The following is a 20,836-nucleotide window of genomic DNA, read 5'->3' as shown; positions in this document are numbered from 1 at the left end:
TCTCCTTTAAGGAGCAAATATTAGTAAAACAAGACTTAAAAAATAATGTGAGTTGAGTTTGAAATGAGTGCGAATTTACGCACTCATTTTGAGGATTAAAGATCGGTGTGGATTTTGTCGTCTATTTGGATATGGATAGTTTTTCCATTTATTTGATCTATGCTTGTGTAGCCTTTAAATCCAGCAGTATCATATGTATGATCTGCTGTCCATTTATGAACTAGATCAACTTTTGTGATTTTATTGCCATTAGCATCAACATCACCACCTTTTATCTTAAGCACCGTATCAGGATTATCAGTGATATCAAGGATGTTTTGTGCATTAAATTTGATCTTTGTTTCTCCTTTAAGCTCAAGGTTTTCAAAGCTTTTCACTTTTGAATCAAGATTAGCAATGCCTCTAAGATCAACTATTTGCTTATCAAACACCAAAGTATCATGACCTTCACCACCTTTCATATCTTTACTTGCGTCAAATTTAACCGTATAGTTTTCAACGCCTATATGAAGTGGTTTATAAGGCTCGTAAGACTTGGACTCTAAGCCATCTGAAGTTTTAAGCGAGGCTTTAATATTTAGATCATAGGCTGATCTTGCATTGATATCAAGCTCTTGATCAAATGTGCCTTTTGCTATATCTGCAGCTGATAAAGTATGTCTTGCAGTCTTGGTTAGTGTATGGTTGTCTGGATCAGTGTATTTAAACTCTACCTTATCTCCATCTCTAGCATCTTCATTAAGATAAACTTTAACAGAAGTAGATCTCTCACCACTTTCTGAGGTTTTTATATCTTTATTAAACATGATGCCTCTTATAGCATCGATTTCAGCATGTGCTGTATCGCTTACTGTTTTGCTCTCACCAAATGTGTCAGTTAGAGTAACTTCAGCTTTTGTTTCTTTATCAACTGCGATAGTAGCATTGAGATCAAGTGGATTATCTCTATCAAGTGTTTGTTGAGAATTATCATCTAAATTTTTAAGTGTAATTTTTCCATTTACATCTTTTCCCATAACTTCATAATGTTTAGTTAAGATAGACCCATTAGGATTTGTTATCTTGACATCTATCTTATCACCAGCTACAACACTTCCTGGGATAGAAACATGAACCTTTGAAATTTTACTACCTGACTCATCTCTTGAGATAATGCCATTGTCGTTTTTGTCAGCAACTATGCTTACACTTAATCCCGCTTCACTTAAAGGTGCAAGTTTAGCTTTTGCTTCGCTACTAGTTGTAGTCTCAGCACCATTTGTTATAGTAGCTACTGCACTAGTTTCACGACCTGGAAGCATAGCAACGCCAGGAATTTTTATAGTATTGTTTGCTAACTGTGTAGTAACATGAGTAGTATCATCTGTAAGTGAAATTTTACCATTGGCAGTTTTTGAAACTGTGTAATTTATTGTCCTATCAGCCGTAGTACCATCGGCTTTAGGCTCTTTTATAGTTACTGCTATCTTATCACCATTTGTGACATTATGCGGCACCTGAACGCTTATAATTGTCTTTTTTATATCATTGTCCAAAATAGCTTCATCTCTGTCTATTACATTGTCTCTACTTGCATTATCTTCAACAAATTCAATCTTTAAATTTTTGGTATCTACTGATTCTAATGTAGCTTTAGCTGTCTTTGTTACTCCATTTATAGTAGCTTCAACCACTGCTGGATGATCTTTATCTATATGAACATCAGAAATTTTTAGTTTATTTCCTGGCTCAAGTGCGACAAGGCTGCTACCTGCATCTTTTATAGTAACGTTTGTACCATCATTTGAAGCAACGGTATAAGTTTTCTCTGCCCCACCATTTACCTTAACTTTTATAGTATCACCGCTATTTACAGTGGTTGGGATTTGAAGTGTTGCCGAAGTAGTATTTAAATTTCCATCCTTCATAGCTTCATCTCTACTTAGAACTCCGTTTCTATCTTTATCCTCATCAATAAATAGCCTAAAGCCTGTTCCAGAACCGCTACCTTGAGCATCAAGCGTAATATCGCTATTTGTCTCAACCTTATCAGCACCAGTATTATCAGTAACCTTGGCATTAATGATAGTCTTATGATCTTCTGTTAAGCCAAGTGTGTATTTGACCACCTTATTGCCGTCAGCATCATCGGTAATATCAAGCTCTTCACTACCATTTTTAGCTATTAATTTGCCGTTATTGTCTTTTACTATCTCATATGTCTTGGTCGTTTTATTGTTTGGCGTGTCTTCGTTGTGTGACTCTACTATTAATTTATCACCTAAAACAAAATTTGAAGGAAGCTTGATAGTTGCTATAGTAGTCGCTCCAGTTGCCTCTGTGCTGCCCAAAATACCATCATTATTGGTATCTTTTTCAAAAGTTATCTCCATGTCTTCATGAAGCTTTTCAAGAGTATTATGATTTTGAGCTTCGGCTTTCTTGCCGCCACTTGCATCGGTGGTCTCAGTAGTTACATTGATGGTCTTGCCAGCAATGATCTCTACGCCAGGAATTTCTATCTCATTTTTATCACTTGCAGTTATAGAAGCATGAGTAGAAGTATCTTCTAGCATGATTTTACCGCTTGGGTCTCTACCTGTAACCTTATAAGTTTTAGGTGAAGTGCCATTATCTATTTTTACAGTTACCACATCGCCAGCTATAACGTTATTTGGCACTTTTACTACTACTGTCGTTTTATGTAGGTCGCCATCCGCGTCCTTGCTCTCTGCTCTCGTTAAAGATACGTTACGGTCAGCATCCTCTTTGAAATATACTGCCATATCGTTTATATTTGAGATAGTAACCGTGCTTGTATCTTCTGCATGCTGAATACCATCTTTATCTTTTATCTCGGCTGTTACTTTAGTTTCTAGACCAGTTGCTGTTTTAATGCCAGAAATTTTAAAGCTTCTACCATCTGTTTCTGTATCTATTTTATTGCCATCGCTATCTTTTACAAAGAACTTACCATTATTATCTTTTCCAATAGTGTATTTTATTTCTCTAGCAGTAGCTTCATTTGGCTCTTTTATAGTTACAGTTAGTTTATCTCCACTTACTGCATTTTTAGGAAGCTTTATAGTGACTGTTGTGCTATTAAGATCATCTTTGCTGATAGCTTGCTCTCTAGTCATAGTTTTAGCTCCATCAGCTTCATCAAAGATAACTTCAGGTTTTTTTACATGCTCTAAACTAGCCGATACTTCTGGCTCATTTATAGATGTATGTCTATTTGGATTTAAATTTGTAACTTTGGCCTTAATAGTCGTATCTTCTCCATGCTTTAGTTGGATACCAGAAACATTGATGATATATTGATTATCACTTGCTTTTATAGGCGTTAAAACATTAGAAGTTCCATTTTCTGTTACACTAGTTACAACACCTTTACTATCCATATGTATAGTAAATTCTCTTGTATAAGTTTTAGAAGGATTATTTACAGGATCATCAGGATCAGGTCCAGTAATAGTTAGCGTAAGCTTATCGCCATTATCAATTTTATTTGGCAGAGTAATCCTTGCTGTGGTTTTATTTACTTCATTGTCATCAGTACTTTCTTGTCTTGAAATTTCATGAAGAGTCTTTTCTTCTGGTAATGTCATTTCTAAATTTCTGCCAATAGGCATTACACTATCTTGATCTGACTCTTCGCTTTTTCGAACATTGTTTTTATCTACCACATGAACACTAGCTGATGTTCTTACATCTGGAAATATCGGAAGAGATGTATTTACTTTTTGACTATCAATCATCTCTTGTGTAAGAGAAATTTCTTTTGTTGTATCTTGCTTAGTTAGTGGATCGGTATAAGTTATAACAATCTTATCGCCAATAACTACATCTTTTGGTAGAGTTATCTCTACTGTCGTGCTTCTAAAGTTATTGTCTTGACTATTTTCTGGATCATATAAATAGCCATTGTTGTCTTGATCTTCTGTAAATGTCAAAGTCGGTTTTACATCAAGAGTAGTAGAGTCACTTGCAGTTGCACTTCTCATCGTGTTTGTGCTATCTGCTACGTAAGCTTCTACTTTTGAAGGCTTACCGTGCTCAACTGGCATATTATCTATCTTATATCCATTATCTATTATGTTTTGATCAATAGATACATTTCTAACCTCAGTTGTACCATCAGGCTTTGTTAAAGTCACGTGAAGCACATCTCCAACAATCACATCTTTTACAGTTATAAGCACTGGAGTTTCATTTAATTTGCCATCTTTAGCATTTTCAGTATATGTTAATAGATTATTATCAGGACCGTTATCTTCTGTAAATTTAACCTCTGGAGCACTAAAGCCACTTGAAGTTACGCTATCTTCACTTCTGCCACTAACATTTCCTTGGAAATTTGTAATAGTTGCATCAACTTTTGAAATTTTACCAGTCTGTATTGGTGCATCAAACTGATAACCATTGCTTATGATAGTTGGAGTGATAGGAATTGTTTTATTTTCAGTATTACCATCTGGCTTAGTTATAGTGATATTTAGTATATCTCCGGCCCTTACTGTGCCATCATTTGGAATCGTAATAAGAACTTTTGATGTGTTTAAATTTGTATCTCGTGCATGCTCAACCCTACTTAAAGTACCATCGTTATTAAGATCGCTTATAAAAGTTACAAGAGGATCGCTTGGGATTATAGATCATCTCCACCATTGTATCCGCTTATTGAGCTATCGTATGATGCAAAAGCTCTGTTTGTATCACTTAAATTTCTATATGTTGCATTAATGTTTGAGTAGTGGCCACCCTCAGCAAATTTAGCATCACCTAGGCTAACACCATCTCCACCACCAGCAGCAGTGTTTCCACCAGCAGCAGTCTCTTCAAGTTTTGTTAGATCTCCACCATTTAAAATAGCATTTTGCAAATCACTAACATCTGCCAAACCTTCCGCGCCTATAGTACTTTGATTTAAAGCAAGTGTATCATTGCCTACAATTGTAATCTCTTTTCCATTATTTGAAACGATTGTTATTTTATCAGCGGCATCACTTGTCTTGATGCTCTCTCCCATATAAAGGATGTCACCTACTTTTAGCTCTCTCTCATTTCCATTTTGATCGATAGCGACCGCCTTGCCACTAATAAATTTTACTACTCCAGCTTCTTTAGCCAAGATTGCTCCTTATTATTATTTTTTGTATTATTTAAATTTTTACGTGATTATATACTATCTTTATAAGATATAACTTTATATGAGAAATTTTATCTTTTAAGAAAAAAATATATTAATTAAATATATAAATTCCAAATGTCAATAGTTTGTAAAAAGCGAATTATAAGCTTTTATCAAAAAATAGCTTTTTGATTGTCAATATAATTAATCATGTAAAATATAATACTTTTTATAATAAAAACTTAATTTAAGATATTTTTAATTAGTTTGAAACAACAATATAACCAAAAAAATCATAATTTTTTAAAAGATGTGTGATCACCATAAAATTTTTACTTATAAATTTCACAAAAAAATCATCAGTCTAAAATCTACAAACTTATAGTTAAGTTTTTTTACTAGGTAAGCAATTTTCTAACGCAGAAAAATTTTTATATAAAGATATTCAAAAAAATAATGTTAAACAATAATAAAATTTATGATTATCTATAAGCAGTGGCGGACAGAGAGGGACACTCCGCCATTTTGGCGTTTTGATACACATTTAACCTTTCAGAAACGCTTATATAGACGTGTTTTATGAACTTTACAATTATACATTGTAAAGCTTTATTTTTACTTATTTTCTGTAACAAAAGTCCAAATTCTATGTAACACACTCTAGCCCTTTTTATTAAACTATAAATAACATTTTTATTGGAAGAATTTTGTCCTAAATCAGGACAGATTTTATAAAATATCAAATGTACCCTAAACCCAAACACATCAGCCTCCACATACATTCTTTCATAAAAATTTTTATATACTTTCACTAACCTATACGCCACTAAAATTTACTGCACAAAATTTACATCCAGCCTATATCCCGCAGCATTTGCATAGGCATTTAAAGTAGAGATTGTTGGTGAAATTTTAGAGTTTAGGCTCTCTAATCTTGAGATGTTGCTTTTACTAGTATTCATCCTGCTAGCCATCTCCTCTTGAGTTAGATTTGCAGCTTTTCTGATCTTTATAAGCTTTAGTTTTAACTCAAATTCAATCTCCAGCCTATCGTATTCTTTTTTTACCTCGCTTCTTTTTAGAGCTTTTTCTTTAAAGTCCTCAAATGTTGGTCTCATTTTATCTCCTTTGCTCTTTGCATAATGATCTTCATATCTTTTTTAGGAATGGTGTCTGATTTTTTAATGAGCGTATGCAAAATCACTATTTCTTTATTTATAACATTTACAAAGACACTTCTTGCAATACCTTCTTTGCCTTTTGCCCTAAACTCAAATAGCCCATTTCCAAGAGGAGCACTATGCGGTCTACCCAAATTTGGTCCAACCTCTTTTGCCATTTCAAGTACTCTAAGTAAATTAGCTAGTATCGTATCTGGCAAAGATAGTGTCTCGTCTTCAACACTCTTATCATAAAATGTAATTTTCCATAATTGATCTTTCATGTTGGCTATATTATCATATTTGATAACTTATTGTCAATTTCACATCCCAAATTCATACACCTCACGACTTTTGCCTTTTGTATTGGCAGGTTTTATACTTGCTTCTTGCTTGTATTCTATATTACGCATTTGCTCTTTTATTTGTTCTATCTCTTCTCTAGCTGCCATTATCTCTTCATCTTTGTAAGATATCTCATCTATTAAATTTTTTATCTCAATATCTTTCTCGGCAAGTGTTTCATTTGCTAGTGCGAGCTCATCTTTAGTATCTAGTAGCTCAAGTAACTTCATAGCGTATAGTTCTATACGCTCCTTTATCTCAGATTTCAGCCCTTCGTTTTGTATAGCCAGCTCTCTTATCTTATCCCTTTGCTTTACCTCAGTTTCAAAGGCGCTTTGCATCTGAGCTTCCTTTTGCTCTACTAGACTTTTTAGCTCTTCTATCTGACTAGCTAGCTTTTCGTTTTCACTAGCCACTCTAAACTCTTTTAGTTTTTTGTGTTTGCTGTTGCCACTGCCTTTTTTCATACCTAAAATTTCAGCATTTGTGTTATATACATTTTTAAAAACAGTCTTAGCATCTAAATTTGCATCAGCACTGTATCTTTTAAACCTTTGCATCTGGTTTCTGCTAGATACTAGAGTGTTCCACTCTACGTGTGCATGCCTTTGAAACATAGGCTCAAACTCATCATATCTTAGCTCCGCTCCTTTTTCATAGTACTGTTCGCCTTTTTTGTTTTCTTTGATATGTATGTAGTATGCTCTGCCGTCTGTATCAGTCACATACGTACCACCTAGCTTACCATTTTCATCACGAAAGAGTGGATATATCTCTTTACTATCACGCTTTCTTAAAAGATGGCCCTCATCGCTATGTATATAGACATTTATGGGCTCTATGTTTAAAATTTCTCCTACTGCCTTTATGGAGCGTAGCAGGCTTGAAACACTTGTATGCTCATTTAGCCCTATGACGCACTCATAGTGACAGTTTTGCTTGAGTGGTTTTTTGCCCCTTTCTATATCCACCAGCTTTGTTTTGCCATTACGCACCACTTCACTCTTCATCTCATCTCTTCTTTTTTGCCACAGCTCATCAAAACTAAGCTCGTTTAGCCTTATATACTCCACTGGCTTAGATACGCAAAAATTTTCATTTAAGTAGTATCCCGGCATGAGATATTTTGGTCGGTTTTCTCTACTGTTATGAGCATTCAGGTGCTCACTTGCTAGTTCAAATGTTATATTTGCTTGTTGGTCTTTAAACATCTTACTCTCCAAAAACTATGATCTAATTACTATTAATTATATGTATTTTGTTAAAAAGAGTAGGTTTTAACCATTTAATGCCCAAATGGGTTTAGAGAACTCTAAACCCTTGGGCTCTGCGAGGCTTTCTAATGCAAGAGAGACAGCCTACATTCTTTTAAAAATCTAAGTCCTATTTTGACTTGCTTGTTTCAAAGTACTCTAGCTTGTATAGACTTTGAAAGTAGCGGATCGTAGTTTAAATTTGACCCAAATAGATTAAATGAGTCCTTTTATGTATACCCTCTACTAGCTTGTTTGTACATCATTTGCCACATAGACAGTGTTGCCATCTTTTTTCTTTTAAAAGAACATCTTTGCCATATATCCTTCTATAGACAAAGTAGCTTTTGCATCCAACAAGCTTATAGCCATAAACGCTACAACTTTTATAATGTTTTCACATTATCTCTTTTATTTTATAGTTTCTAAAATCTTCTTAAGATACTTTTTAAATTCGTCAGCAGATGTTTTATTATCATTTTTTAATACATTGAGTATAAAAATTTTGTTTTCAGGACTATGTCTTATGTTTCCTAACCCATTAAAGACGTCACTTTTAGCATAGATTAGAATTCCAGTGTTTGAACCGGCCTTCTCCACGTATTGTTTTATTTGCAACAAATTCTTGAAGTCGGTTTCGCCTAAATTAGCATTATAAAAATGCCTATATTTGGCATCTAAAACAGCTAAAATTTTCCCTTTTTCGTCTTTTATTAAAAAATCGGGCTTCAAATTCGAGCCAGGAATTTTATCCTGCGTTTCTAGCCTAAATTTACCGCCAAATTCGCCTAATACGCTTCTTATGAGTCTCTCAACATAAAGCTCAAAAAGATTGGGTGCATACAGCAAATAACCGAAATTTAGATTTTTGACGGCGTTTTCGTTCGCGTATCTTGAATCTTGTAAAATGATAACCTTAGCGATTTGAAGAGCGATTTTGTAATCTTTATAAAGCTCGTTCATCACGGATTTTGAGTTTAGGGCTACGTTTATATCTTTTACGCTTTTCATCTCGCCGTTAGCGTTAGCTAGCAAAAAATTTCTAATCTCCTTATCGTAAAGCCCAAATTTAGGGTTTTTTCTAACCAAGATATCATAAGCTTTTAAAAGCACCCTTGCGACCACTTCGTCGGGCACTCGAGAGCTTTTGCGGCTTGAGATTTTACCCGTGAATGGCTGATCTTTTTTGATGAAATTTTTAACATCAAGGCTTCCGTGCACGGCGTAGTCTCTAAAAGGAATTTTCTTGTAAATGCTCGGGAAGCCGCTTAGTTTGGCTAGCTTTAAGCGGCTGATAAATGAGGCATAAAGGACATCGTCCATAGGAATGTCGCCGTTTACCTCGGCGACGCTACCATCGGAGCTAAAAAACGCCGAGTCGATAGTTTTTAAAAGCTCGGCTTCTAGTTCTTTACCGAAACGAGAGTTTATGACGTACTCTTGCCACTCAAAGGTAAAACGGCCTATATAGTTGCCGAATATATAGTTGTCATCTTTACACTCTTTAAGGATATAGTGCGCATCTTTATCGTCTTTTATCTTGGGCTTAAATTTATCGTGCCGTCCGTTTAGAAATACTATGCCCGTCTTGCCCTGCGCCAGATCATTAAAGGTTATTTCTTTTTTATGATCTCTGGAATCACAAATCCTATTATCGTTGAATACATTTTCCATCTACAAAAATACCCTCGGCTATTTTTAGTTTTTTCTCTACTTCGCCGTCGCCAAACTGCGTTCTAATATATTCACGTAAGATCGGTTCTATATGCCTATCCCAAATTTGTTGCTCGCTCATTGTTTCCTTTTTGAGAAAATATGAATGTCCAATCTCGTAAGCTCTGCCTAAATTTAAGCCACTATTTTTTTCGTATTTTTTCTTGTCATTTTCTTTTTCTTTTTCTTTGTCTTTGTCAGATGCGCTTGAAAATAACTTATTGTAAGCTTCATCTCTTTTTTCGGTATTATCGTAAGACTGAATAGATTTTATTTTTACCCTAGTTTCATCTTTGTATTCGACTAAATATTTGAGGTCATTGGTGATGTAGTTATTTAATTTTTTACATTTTTCTTTATAGTCGCTGTATTTTTTGTCCAAATCGCTTAAAACCTCATAATCACATCTCATTAAGACCCACGCAAAGCGCCTTCTTAGAGCCAAGTCAAAGCAGTCGATGCTTTTATCCACGTCGTTCATCATACCTATGAAATATACGTTGCTTGGTATAGAAAACTCCTGCTTACTAAGTGCATAATTTTTAGTCTTTATGCTTTTACCTCGGTAATTCTCCTCCAAAAGTGATAGCGTTTCGCCAAATACCGCCGCTATGTCGGCTCTATTTATTTCATCGACTATAAAAAAGAAATTTTCTTTTTCGTTTTGTGCCGCTTTTAAGCAAAATTCTTTAAATATGCCGTTTGTCAAAGCCAAATTTAAATTTCCGTTTTGTATGCCGATCGGTTTTATGCCGTCTATAAAATCCTCGTATTCAAAACCGCTATGAAACTGTACCCATTCGGTTCTAGTACGTTTCGGATCTAAAATATCAAGGCAGTCTTTTACGAATTTTGTCTTGCCGGTTCCAGGCGCACCGTAGTAGATGATATTTTTTATACCATTTTGAATTAATTCGCCAAATTCATCAGGAATACACCCATGCAAAATACCAAAAATATCCCTTAAAACAACACCATATTTTTCATATACTTCTTTCTCTTCATCTGTTAGTGTTTCTATAAATTTTCCAGTATCTATATATCTGTCTCCATTTGAGACCATTGTATTTAAATTTCTTGCTACATAATTTTTAAATTTGCAAATTATTCTATTAATAACAAAAAACTCTCTAAGTCTTTTAGCAAGTTCATCATCTACTGGCTTTACATTGCCATCTTTAATGTAAAAATTTACATCACCTTTTTGAAAGTATTCAAGTAGTCTTTGAAAGATATTTAAGTAAAAGATCGTATGAGTATCTTTGATATTTAGTTCTTTTGTACAAATTTCTAAAATATCATAAAAAGCAGTGTATAACGTGTCAAAATCATCAAATTTAAGATCGCTAAGCTGGTGCAACAAAACTGAAAAATGTGTATTTGCTTGATTATTTATTTTATTTTTATCTATCCTTATTTCTATCGTAAAATCTTTCAGCGGCTCGATATTTGCTCTATCTATTATATGAGTTATATCACTTATACTTAGAGCTTTTTGCGCATTATTATATATGTCTTCAAGACTCACTTTACTCCAGTCATCTACTATTGCAAGAGATTTATCTCCATATGGGCTTTCTTCATATATAACAATATTGTTTTTATCCTGATCCCAATCAAAATCCTTAAACACCTTCAAATTTCCCTTGCAGTCGACAACTCTACTAAAAATTTCGTTTATTTTTATTATCTGTTCAAACGTAAAATTAATCATTTCATTCTCCAAAATTTTAAAAAGCTCCCGCAAGGGGAGCAAAAGGCTTTTTAAAGCGCCGCCATTAAGTCTGAATTTCTCAAAAAAGAAATTTCAAAAATCAATCCTCTCGGACGCACCGCACGAAGTAGCGATTAAAAACGTCTCCAAAGTTATCCTTGCCGCTCTCGAAATTCACTAACCACACGGACCACTGGTCGCCGACATATTTGATAGAGCTCCAATACATTTTCTCGCCCTTGTTGTTCGTCTCGTATGCGACGTTTTTAAAGGCTTTGTTTATCGCAGGCTTATACCTGCTATTGTCCGTTGTACTTAGTAGTTCCATTCTAGTCGGTAGTCTCCAGTCTTTGTATCCGGCCAGGCTTAATTTTTTGCAGTATTCTTGCGCCTCATCCCACGTTCCTTCAAAGCTTTGTTCTTCGTCTTGCCACATTAGTCTTTCCAGCTTTTTTTCGCTACATACCACTACGTTTTTCTCGTTATCTCGGTAGCACTCAGGACTTAGCGCCTCAGCGTTTAACAGTCCGCAAAGCAGCAAAGATATAGCTATGCATCTTTTCATCCATCTTCCTTTACTTTCTAAAGTTATATATCGCTTGGATATTTTCACGGCTTTCGTCTATCAAAGCCACCTTTTGTCTTAGCTTATACAAGTTAGCCCATTTTATATGAGCTAGAAACGAAGCCTGAACGGCTAAAAATTTATCTATCTCTTGCGCGGTGCATCTATGATAACACTAAGCTCATGAACTCATTTTCTAAATAGACGCAAAATCTCATAGAAGCTCTAAATATAGGTAAATTTTCATATAGCAACTCTTTCAAATCCTTTCAAAAATCAATACTGCCGGACGCACCGCACGAAGTAGCGATCTAAAACGCTTCCAAAGTAATCGCTGCCGCTCTCGAAATCCACTGACCACACGAGAGACGACGGGTAGCCGGCATGTTTGATAGAGCTCCAATACATTTTCTCGCCCTTGTTGTTCGTCTCGTATGCGACGTTTTTAAAGGCTTTGTTTATCGCAGGCTTATACCTGCTATCGTCCGTGATGCTTAAAAGCTCGTTTTTGGTCGGCAAGCGCCAGTCGTCGTAACCTGCAAAATTTAAATCATCGCAGTAGTGAACGGCTCTGTCCTGAGCCATCTTATCTGGCAAATTATCATCTTGCCACATCAGTTTATATATATCATCTCTAACAACCCCCAAACGGTCATCTCTGCTAAACCCAGCTGTGGCCCCTGGTGCCTTTTTGTTCGTAGTAAAGTCCGAACCCAATGTCTTTTCACTTGTAGCTGAGCTTGAGCTCAATGCCCTTTTGATCAATATTACCGGGTTAAAATCAAATGCAGAGCTACTGCACAGCAAAAGCGCAAGCATAAAAGCCATCTTTTTCATCTTTATCCTTTCTTGTCTTTGTCTTGCTTGAAATTACACTTATTAATCTGATAGTGTATGTTAGTGCACAAAAAACTATCACTATTAAGAATAAATTTACTATACGGATAATTTTATTAATATTATGCTTATTGAATAATAAAAGCTATATTGACATAGAAAAATAAATTTGAGTTAGTAGTGTATTGTTAAAAAAGAAAAATTTATATGCGATAAATATATTAAAAAATAAGGTTTGTTGGAAGAATTTTAGTAGCTTACATGTTAAATTCTAATCCACCTATGCGTTTCATATTTTGTAAAGTAAGCTGTTTGTTTTGTTCTAAAATTTCTATTAGTCTCTCAAGCATAGGCATAGAAGCGTATTCGCATAGGTTTATTAGTTTTAAAATCGCTTTATTTTTCTCATTAGAGCTCTCGTTTTCACTTTGTTTTTTAATAAATTCCTTAAAAAATTCAGTCGAGTCATTATCTAAAAATAACTCCTGCTCACTTACATCAAGAGCCTTTGCCATATACGGTATAAGCTCAGCTTTTATCTCTCTAGTGCCATTTAGATAGTTGTATATCGTAGGGATAGATGGAATTTCACCAGTGCTTTTAAGCCTTGGCTCTAAAGAGACAAATTTTTGCAAAAAGTCCTTTTTCTTTAACCCTTTGCTTTTAATGATCGAATTTATCCTTTCATGAATCTGCATATTTTATCCTCTACGGCTAATTTATGCGATTATACTTTTGCTAATTATGCTCATTAAATATTTTTATACGTATAGAATAATATATGCTATAATTTCGCTCTTTTAAAATCATTAAGGAGTAAAAATGAAAAATGTAATCTTAACAACTTTGACAGGTAAGATACCGAGCCATGGAAATGTTATCTTACACAACAAACTAAGTAGCGCAAGTGATGAGAGCTTAAACAAAATAAGTACATCAATATCTATGCTAAATTTAAAAAGTCCTATAGTAGGGCTAATACTTGGATTTCTTTTGGGCGGATTAGGTATAGATAGATTTTACAAAGGCGATATAGGGCTTGGTATCATAAAGCTTTTATTGTCAGTTGGTAGTATGCTTTTTTATGACGCTGGACTATCAGAAAAAGACGAATCTCTTCTTGTTGTAGGAAGTATTTTATTTATTGCGAGTATGATTTTTTATGTTGTTGATTTATTTTTAGTTTTTACTGGCATCAAAAAGGACAATCTAAATAAAGTTCTTATGGTGCTTTGATTTATATGCTTGTGTTTGCTCAAATACAAGCCTTATAACATGCTGTATTTTGGTGTATTGCTCGAAATTTTTAAAAAAAAGGAACATGGATGAAAAGGATATTTGCTTTACTTTTGTTGGCAACCAGCATTTACGCTTCTACTCAGGGCAAATATGATATAGAAGAAACTATCACCAAAGATGGCGTTACAGTTGCGTCTAAAATACTGCAAGGCACTGAATCCATTTATGCCTCAGACGATCTTTATGCGCAACTAGTATTTAATTTTTTTAGCATAAGTGATGATCTACCTAGTGATAGAGTAAAAGGAGGCTGTGATAATACTATATATGATCAGAGAAATAAAGGTATGCTGATCATAGATGGATACTACTATTTGTGTAAAAAAACAAAAAACTCACAAGACATAAAATGTGGTAATGACCACGAAGAGTTGGTATTAAACTTTAATAAAACTGATAAAAACAACACATATAGCTTAAATTTCATAGGTAAAAACATTGAGCTTAAAAAAGTATTAGACCAAAAAATGGTATTTGCCATATATGACACACAAAAAATAGAAAGAGAGAGATTTTTGGGAGAATATGAGGGTATAGATACTATTTTAGAGCCACTTTTTGGCGACAAAACATTAAATGACTATGTTTTTAACAAAAACTTTAACTTTATGCCAGCTTATAGCTCTTATACAGCTATATATATCGCAGGGGACAAACTAGGGCTTAAATACAATATGTATTGTAGTTGTCAAGCTGGCACAGCTGACGGTAGTTATGCTAAAATAGAAGTTTTTGATGTAAACGGTAAAGTATTGGATAACAAATACTTTGTGAATGATTATTCACGCTTTATAAACCATATAAAATATGGTGGAACAACTGGCTTTAACCTAGATAAATACTATAATATACGCATAGGGGAGTATAGAATATCTCTTTATCCTTATAGAGGCAGATTGTATTTGTTTCACAAAAATATATTTGAAAAAAATGATCCTTCATATAGCTTATTTAGAGATGATAGCCATCAACCCAAAGCTTTTTACTATAATAGTGAATTGCAATATTTTTTATCAGAAGATGGGAAAAAATACATATATAGGTAACAAGGATCATGCCAGAGTTCGACTATTTATTATTTAGTAGTAAATCAAAATCTATATCTTCTAGTCGTATACATAAAAATAAGGAAAACAAAAGAAGCTATAGTAACTCACTTATAAATATATATGCCTTATGTCTTTTTGCTGTTGAGTTTTATAGGTTTAACGAAACTGATGATCTAGATAATATATTTTATCCACATATAGGCTCCAAAGCAAGCGATCTTAAACAGGTCAAAAAAGATATGGAAAGAATATGTAAAGAGTGTGGCAAAGATGCTCTTAGGCTGATAGCAAATTTTGTCAATCTAAAAACATATATAAAAGATAGCGACAAAAAGCAAGATAGCAAAAGAAGAAATATAAATAAACTCCTAAAAAAGCTATCTAATGAATACTACTTGATCCTTAACTTAGCTAAGAACCTCTCAAACCAAGTGCAGCATATAAACGACAAAAATAGCTATATATTATCCCCAAACGCATATCTACAAAATCATGTTAAGCATATAAAACATGAGCTAAATTTTAGTGATGATGAGAAATTTTATTACCTGCAAGATAGTGCCTTTGTGATGATATGCCTGTATGTAGAAACAAACGAATTTGTCTGGATAATAAAAAAATCTAATTTAGATTTTAAAAGCCTAGACATGCCTATGCCTATCCTGCCTGAAAATATCATAGGCTATATAACTAGCACAGAAGCATACAAAGAGCAAAAGCTTTATAAATTTATACAAGATATAAGCGTGCTTATCATAAAAGATGGCTTAGTAAAAGCAATAGATAAAGACAACCGCGCTGTAAGCTTTATAAATTTAAAAGCTGAAATTTTTAAGCTTGAGATATTTAAAGACAGATACATAAGTTTTAGAGAAAATGATGCGTTAGTCATATTTTCACCGAGATTTTTTAATGGAAATTTTACGCAAATTTATGCTGATATAATAAAAATAAGAAACAAAGAAATAAGCTACAAAAAATCTCTTATAAAAGGCTTGCTTAGGACACTTAATGACTCATCACTTTTAGAGCCCAAAGCAGTTTATAGAGATCTTAAAAAAGCTAATGTGCTTGTTTTAGAGAAATTTTTAAGTGCACTAAATAGTCTAAAAAACAACCTCTCATATAAAAGTTTTAATGCCTCACAAAACAATACCTCAAGAAGCTGGCTCATAGATGATATTTATGGTCTTTATACCTGCACCCATAGCTTTTGTGAGCATAAGACCCCTAAAGAACTAGCCAAAATTTATTTCGAAGATATCATAAAACAAAGCCTAAATGACTACCTTAACAAGCATAATTACCCACTTTTTGCTCAAAATATTGACTTTGAAGTACTATAAAAATTTTATCTACCCTAGCTGAATAGAACATTTCAAGCAATAGGTGGAACAAGTAGGCAATCTTTTTATTTTACAATTTCACTCACAAAAAACAAAAGGAGTGAAAATGCAAGAAAAAGAGAAACTAAATTTCACCGATATTCATATGAGCTTACTAGCTGATAGAAATATCTTTTTATACGGACAGATAGATCAAGAAATTTGTCTAAATACTCAAAAAACACTTTTATATCTAAACTCCACAAACAAAAGCAGTGATATAAATATCTACATAAGTGGGCCAGGAGGCTCTATATATGATGGCTTTGGGTTGATTGATTTTATGCAAACCATAAAAGCACCCATAAATACCTTTTGTGTTGGTCTAGCCGCCTCTATGTCAGCACTGATATTTTTAAGCGGAGATAAACGCTATATGCTACCAAACTCCAGTCTGATGCTACACCAGCCACTAGGCGGAGTATCAGGTCAAGCAAGCGATATAGAGCTAATGGCAAATCAAATTTTAAAGACAAAATCAAAAATAAATAACATGATAATGCAGAGAAGTAAGCTAGAGCTAGAAAAAATTGAGCAGATAACAGATAGAGACTGTTACATAGACGCAGATACAGCCATAAAATACGGTTTAGCAAACGAAATAATAACATCAAACAAAGGAGAATAACATGTCAGTCTTTTCATTAATCAACAAACAAAACAATACGGCTCTAGCTAGTAAAGAAACTTCACTTAGCATACCTATTAGCTTTACTCATGCAATGATCACAGGTCAGACAGGTTGTGGAAAAACCACATCTGTTATATTGCCAGCTATTGATGAGCGTATAAAGGCAAATCACGCAATGCTTATCCTTGATTACAAAGGAGTAGAACATAAAAAGGTAAAATTTTTAGCACAAAAACACGGTAGACTGCGTGATGTTGTGATGGTAAATGTCCCTTGGGGCTACAAACTAAACTTAATGTATGACACAAATGATGTATTGCTAACAAATTTTTTCAAAAAAACATTTGGTACTGAGCGTGATACTTTTTGGGGAAATTTGGCCACAAATATCTCAGCAAGCTCTCTTGATATGATGAAAGCAATATATGACTTTAGCAAGAGTGCCTTTTGCAGCATAAAACTGTGCAAAAAAGCAGAAGGCATCTATCCTAGCTTTGCAAATCTATGTAAATTTACCCAGCAACTATCTGATTTTAGAAATTTCTATGACATAGTGCTTGAACTAAGCAGATATGCAAATGACAACAAAGCGATAGCAGATGACATAAGCAGTAAAATCTCAACTCTTTGTCAGCCGATGATGCTAGCTGAAAATATTTGGACATTAAACACTTTTAAACAAAAATCTAGCAAATTTTTGCAAGCTTTTAAAGAACACACTAGTGCTGTTGGCGAGATAGAGACATATAGAGCAAGGATGTTTTCAAACTATACGTTTATGCTTCAAGCACTAAGAGAACTAGCTGATGATGAGATGCTAAACGAAGACATCACTATGATGCAAAGCATAAGCACCCTACTAAATCAAGGAAAAATAGTGATCATAAATGCGCAAGGACTAAAAGATAATGTGATAGAACTCATACTAAACTCCACTCTTTCAAGCATGACAAGACGCATTTTAGATGAATATAAAGTACCAGTTAGTATTTTTATAGACGAGGCACAACGCGTGTTAAACCCACAAACAGATCTGCACGCAGATGTACTAAGAGAGGCAAAGGTGGAGCTCATACTTGCTTTTCAAAATGAAGATGTGCTAAAAAATTCTTTAGGTGGAGAGTCAAAATATAAAGAGCTAGTTGGAAATTTATCTCATCAATATTTCTTTAAAAACCACATAAAACAATACGCAAATGGAGAAAATAAAGACTTTAGTGGGCTTAAAAATTTTGAGTGCTATCATGAGGAGAAAATTTATAAAACAAAACCTATGTTTTTAGATGAAAAAGACCTTTTAAACGCTGAGCTTTGTTATCAAAAGAGCCTTAAGCTAGGGGCAAAATACACTGAGAAGGAGCTTTGTGAAGATGAAATTTTAGTATTTCATAGGCAGATGGCTAAAGACTATGGCTTGATCGCAGTACTAAATATAAAAACAAAAAATACTTACTTTTTACCTATACTAAGTGCAAAAGATAAAGAGTTGCTAAAAAGTATCAACAACCTAGTAGAGTCCAAAAAAGTAGCTAGTAGTGGTCAGGATATTGAGGTATTATAAACTCACTCATGGGATTGACCTCCCATGAGTCTAATAATAGACTATAAGACATCGTCTAGTCTCGAGAGTTTATCCTCAAGCTCTTTTAGATGCCTTTTGCAATCTTTCTCAAATTCTTTTACTGTTGTAGAGCAGATACAAAGCCTACAATATTCTAACACTAGCTCCTCCATAAACCCAGAGACATCATTATGTAATTTTTTGCAAAACTTATAGACTCTTTCAAAGGGCCATGGATCATTTTTGCTACCACCAACTACATACTCCATCCTCTCTTTTTCATCACTATACAGTGTTTCAAAACCAATTAAAACAAAAGGTATTTTATATTTTAAACCAATAATAGCCATATCAAGCCAGCAATTGATAGTCTGTAGCCCATTGTCTAAAGTATAAGGTTCCTCTGAATCAAGAGGTTTAAACAAAATTTGATCTTGCCCTAATAAATAAAGCATTTATTCCTCCTTATTTTATTATTTATTGTTTATAATAATTATACCTACAGAAAAGTTTTCTACTTTTTCTGACTCTTTTTTGAATTTTTTCTATGTTTATCCGTTTTAAGATGCGGTATGTTTGGATTTTCTAGGTATTTAAAAAAGCCAAATAATGAGTCAAACCCTTTTATAATCTCTTGCTTTCTTTCTAAATACTCAGATCTAGCATATATATCAAAAGCATCAGACAGTCCATAACCTAGCATATGTTCTACTAGTGTTGTATATTGTCTACGTTCATATTTTTGAATATTTGGCTTATGGCCAAGAGCTCCATCAACATCCGCAATAGACTCGCTTATTTCATTTCGTAAATCACACTCTGTTAGTATATTTGCAAAGTTACCACGCAAACGGTGATCACTGACATCTTTATCAGAAGTTATTTTTCTTATACATCTATTAACCTTTTTTCCAAAAGACTTTATGTCTGGGTATTTTGAGATTATCTTTTTAACCCAATCATAATTATGCAAATCTTTAATATTTTCATGTATAACTATCGCTCTTTGGGATGTTCTACCACCCTTGCCTTTGGCTGTATTTATGATGACATAATTGTAAGTCTTTCCATTGATTGTTTCTGTTTTAAAGCTATCAGCACTTAAACCAAAAAACTCTCTCATGCGAAGTCCAACATGTAGTTTAAAGCGAAAATAGTCTAGTATCTCTTTTTCTATATTATGTTCTCCAGAAAATAACAGCATTAACTCGCTCATAGAGAAATTTCTCTTTGTCGTTTTCTCTTTAATACCAAATCGCTCTATCGCTTCTTTTTTAAAAAAGTTATCACCAACTACTCCTAAATGTGCAAGTCTATTAAACACATTTGATAAAAAGCCTACTATATTATTTGCTCTCTTTTCGTTTCTTGCTCTCACACCTTCTTCTTTAATAAGACCTTCATGAAAGTCCTCAGCTACTTTTACATTTATATCGCTTATGCTGATGTCTCTATCATTAAGAAATTCCTTAAGCAGCTTAAGTGCATGACGGTACTCTTTTTTTGTACTATCACTAAAATTTCGCTTCCTTGCAACATGCTCCATAAAATCTTTTTCTATATCTTCAAAGTTTTCTAGTTTAACACCATATTGATGCTTTACAGGTACTATCTTTGTCTTTTCTTGTTTTATAATACACTCTCTAATTTCTAAAAAAATATAACTCGGTATAAATTGACCCCTTACGAGAAAGCCATCTCTTACTTTATACACTCCATCAGATATTTTTTTACTCACTGGGGTGTTGTAATAATCATTAAAGTCTATCTGCCCATAATGCAGTTGAAGAAAACTATCCCACTTTTTTTGATCTATATGAAGTTCTGGCGGTAGTTTATTTTGACTTACGACTTGATCTTGATTAATAATTCTTTTTTTTCGAGACTCTTTTTCGGCTAAGTTGTTAAAAAAATTAGTAATCGTACTACTAACTATGCCTTTTTTATCTAGTGATAAAATACACGGATACAAACTTGCTAGGTTTAAAAATATCTTAAGCCAATATTGTCTTTTTTTCTCACCACTAGACCTAGAGTATCCCTTATTGAGGCAATATATTGCATCTTGCTTCAATAACTTTATATCAGTATCATAATACGCCCTTACTCTCCCATGATGAACATCCTCATATTTTTCTACACAAAGCAGCTTTTGCATTGTCACATCCATAGATTTTTTATTGTTTTCCATCGAAAATCCTTTTTGCTTTT

At 33.7% G+C, this 20,836-nt stretch carries 17 protein-coding genes; 5 read left to right on the top strand and 12 right to left on the bottom strand.

Features of this window, described 5'->3' with window-relative positions; genetic code table 11:
* Positions 1-95: 95 nt before the first annotated feature.
* The 10 genes from CVT17_RS02075 to CVT17_RS02030 all read right to left on the bottom strand — a co-directional run bounded on the left by CVT17_RS02075 (position 96) and on the right by CVT17_RS02030 (position 13,398).
* Positions 96-4,184: a hypothetical protein gene (locus CVT17_RS02075; protein ID WP_107858576.1), complete on the bottom strand. Its 4,089-nt coding sequence runs from the start codon at positions 4,182-4,184 to the stop codon at positions 96-98.
* Positions 4,185-4,630: 446 nt separating this feature from the next.
* A complete protein-coding gene (locus CVT17_RS02070; protein WP_107858575.1) occupies positions 4,631-5,113 on the bottom strand; it encodes a retention module-containing protein in 483 nt (160 codons plus the stop codon).
* Between the two features lie 833 nt (positions 5,114-5,946).
* The gene (locus CVT17_RS02065) at positions 5,947-6,231 is read right to left on the bottom strand and encodes a helix-turn-helix domain-containing protein (protein WP_084041731.1); all 285 of its coding nucleotides are present in this window, start codon (positions 6,229-6,231) and stop codon (positions 5,947-5,949) included.
* Entirely contained in the window at positions 6,228-6,557 is a 330-nt protein-coding gene (locus CVT17_RS02060; protein ID WP_087579618.1) for a type II toxin-antitoxin system RelE/ParE family toxin, read from the bottom strand. The genes CVT17_RS02065 and CVT17_RS02060 overlap by 4 nt, the downstream gene beginning before the upstream one ends.
* 39 nt (positions 6,558-6,596) lie before the next feature.
* Positions 6,597-7,829, bottom strand: a complete 1,233-nt coding sequence (locus CVT17_RS02055) for a hypothetical protein (protein ID WP_087579617.1) — start codon at positions 7,827-7,829, stop codon at positions 6,597-6,599.
* A gap of 453 nt (positions 7,830-8,282) precedes the next feature.
* On the bottom strand, positions 8,283-9,545 hold the full coding sequence (locus CVT17_RS02050) for a 5-methylcytosine restriction system specificity protein McrC (RefSeq protein WP_087576632.1): 1,263 nt from the start codon (positions 9,543-9,545) through the stop codon (positions 8,283-8,285).
* Complete coding sequence (locus CVT17_RS02045) at positions 9,523-11,298, bottom strand: McrB family protein (protein ID WP_087576631.1); 1,776 nt, start codon at positions 11,296-11,298, stop codon at positions 9,523-9,525. Before CVT17_RS02045 ends, CVT17_RS02050 begins: the two co-directional genes overlap by 23 nt.
* Before the next feature lie 100 nt (positions 11,299-11,398).
* Positions 11,399-11,863, bottom strand: coding sequence for a DUF1566 domain-containing protein (locus tag CVT17_RS02040; RefSeq protein WP_087576630.1), 465 nt, complete (start codon positions 11,861-11,863; stop codon positions 11,399-11,401).
* A gap of 276 nt (positions 11,864-12,139) precedes the next feature.
* Positions 12,140-12,700 carry a DUF1566 domain-containing protein gene (locus tag CVT17_RS02035; protein ID WP_219336684.1) on the bottom strand — a complete coding sequence of 187 codons (561 nt, stop codon included), beginning with the start codon at positions 12,698-12,700 and terminating at the stop codon, positions 12,140-12,142.
* A gap of 257 nt (positions 12,701-12,957) precedes the next feature.
* Positions 12,958-13,398, bottom strand: coding sequence for a hypothetical protein (locus CVT17_RS02030; RefSeq protein WP_087576629.1), 441 nt, complete (start codon positions 13,396-13,398; stop codon positions 12,958-12,960).
* 124 nt (positions 13,399-13,522) lie between these two features.
* Here CVT17_RS02030 and CVT17_RS02025 point away from each other — a divergent pair, with 124 nt between their 5' ends.
* From CVT17_RS02025 to CVT17_RS02005, 5 genes are all read left to right on the top strand, one after another.
* Positions 13,523-13,936: an NINE protein gene (locus CVT17_RS02025; RefSeq protein WP_107858485.1), complete on the top strand. Its 414-nt coding sequence runs from the start codon at positions 13,523-13,525 to the stop codon at positions 13,934-13,936.
* A gap of 89 nt (positions 13,937-14,025) precedes the next feature.
* Positions 14,026-15,045: a hypothetical protein gene (locus CVT17_RS02020; RefSeq protein WP_107858484.1), complete on the top strand. Its 1,020-nt coding sequence runs from the start codon at positions 14,026-14,028 to the stop codon at positions 15,043-15,045.
* 242 nt (positions 15,046-15,287) lie between these two features.
* On the top strand, positions 15,288-16,394 hold the full coding sequence (locus CVT17_RS02015) for a hypothetical protein (RefSeq protein ID WP_141083425.1): 1,107 nt from the start codon (positions 15,288-15,290) through the stop codon (positions 16,392-16,394).
* A 106-nt stretch (positions 16,395-16,500) separates the two neighbouring features.
* On the top strand, positions 16,501-17,061 hold the full coding sequence (locus CVT17_RS02010; RefSeq protein WP_087579607.1) for a ClpP family protease: 561 nt from the start codon (positions 16,501-16,503) through the stop codon (positions 17,059-17,061).
* 1 nt (position 17,062) lies between these two features.
* Positions 17,063-18,625, top strand: a complete 1,563-nt coding sequence (locus tag CVT17_RS02005) for a hypothetical protein (RefSeq protein WP_087579606.1) — start codon at positions 17,063-17,065, stop codon at positions 18,623-18,625.
* 41 nt (positions 18,626-18,666) lie between these two features.
* Here the strand turns inward: CVT17_RS02005 and CVT17_RS02000 are convergent, their stop codons facing one another.
* The gene (locus tag CVT17_RS02000) at positions 18,667-19,080 is read right to left on the bottom strand and encodes a hypothetical protein (protein WP_087579605.1); all 414 of its coding nucleotides are present in this window, start codon (positions 19,078-19,080) and stop codon (positions 18,667-18,669) included.
* 59 nt (positions 19,081-19,139) lie between these two features.
* Positions 19,140-20,816, bottom strand: a complete 1,677-nt coding sequence (locus CVT17_RS01995) for a phage integrase SAM-like domain-containing protein (protein ID WP_087579604.1) — start codon at positions 20,814-20,816, stop codon at positions 19,140-19,142.
* Positions 20,817-20,836: the final 20 nt, after the last annotated feature.

Origin of the sequence: Campylobacter concisus, assembly GCF_003048775.2 — a bacterium.
GTDB lineage: Bacteria > Campylobacterota > Campylobacteria > Campylobacterales > Campylobacteraceae > Campylobacter_A > Campylobacter_A concisus_I.
The sequence above is the reverse complement of the archived record's forward strand: the minus strand, read 5'-3'. Positions and strand labels throughout refer to the sequence as shown.

Excerpts from the sequence above, each read along its gene's own strand:
- CVT17_RS02065 (WP_084041731.1), bottom strand. The coding sequence starts at position 6,231 with ATGAGACCAACATTTGAGGACTTTAAAGAAAAAGCTCTAAAAAGAAGC.
- CVT17_RS02060 (WP_087579618.1), bottom strand. The coding sequence starts at position 6,557 with ATGAAAGATCAATTATGGAAAATTACATTTTATGATAAGAGTGTTGAA.
- CVT17_RS02055 (WP_087579617.1), bottom strand. The coding sequence starts at position 7,829 with ATGTTTAAAGACCAACAAGCAAATATAACATTTGAACTAGCAAGTGAG.
- CVT17_RS02050 (WP_087576632.1), bottom strand. The coding sequence starts at position 9,545 with ATGGAAAATGTATTCAACGATAATAGGATTTGTGATTCCAGAGATCAT.
- CVT17_RS02045 (WP_087576631.1), bottom strand. The coding sequence starts at position 11,298 with ATGATTAATTTTACGTTTGAACAGATAATAAAAATAAACGAAATTTTT.
- CVT17_RS02040 (WP_087576630.1), bottom strand. The coding sequence starts at position 11,863 with ATGAAAAGATGCATAGCTATATCTTTGCTGCTTTGCGGACTGTTAAAC.
- CVT17_RS02035 (WP_219336684.1), bottom strand. The coding sequence starts at position 12,700 with ATGAAAAAGATGGCTTTTATGCTTGCGCTTTTGCTGTGCAGTAGCTCT.
- CVT17_RS02030 (WP_087576629.1), bottom strand. The coding sequence starts at position 13,398 with ATGCAGATTCATGAAAGGATAAATTCGATCATTAAAAGCAAAGGGTTA.
- CVT17_RS02025 (WP_107858485.1), top strand. The coding sequence starts at position 13,523 with ATGAAAAATGTAATCTTAACAACTTTGACAGGTAAGATACCGAGCCAT.
- CVT17_RS02020 (WP_107858484.1), top strand. The coding sequence starts at position 14,026 with ATGAAAAGGATATTTGCTTTACTTTTGTTGGCAACCAGCATTTACGCT.
- CVT17_RS02015 (WP_141083425.1), top strand. The coding sequence starts at position 15,288 with ATGGAAAGAATATGTAAAGAGTGTGGCAAAGATGCTCTTAGGCTGATA.
- CVT17_RS02010 (WP_087579607.1), top strand. The coding sequence starts at position 16,501 with ATGCAAGAAAAAGAGAAACTAAATTTCACCGATATTCATATGAGCTTA.
- CVT17_RS02005 (WP_087579606.1), top strand. The coding sequence starts at position 17,063 with ATGTCAGTCTTTTCATTAATCAACAAACAAAACAATACGGCTCTAGCT.
- CVT17_RS02000 (WP_087579605.1), bottom strand. The coding sequence starts at position 19,080 with ATGCTTTATTTATTAGGGCAAGATCAAATTTTGTTTAAACCTCTTGAT.
- CVT17_RS01995 (WP_087579604.1), bottom strand. The coding sequence starts at position 20,816 with ATGGAAAACAATAAAAAATCTATGGATGTGACAATGCAAAAGCTGCTT.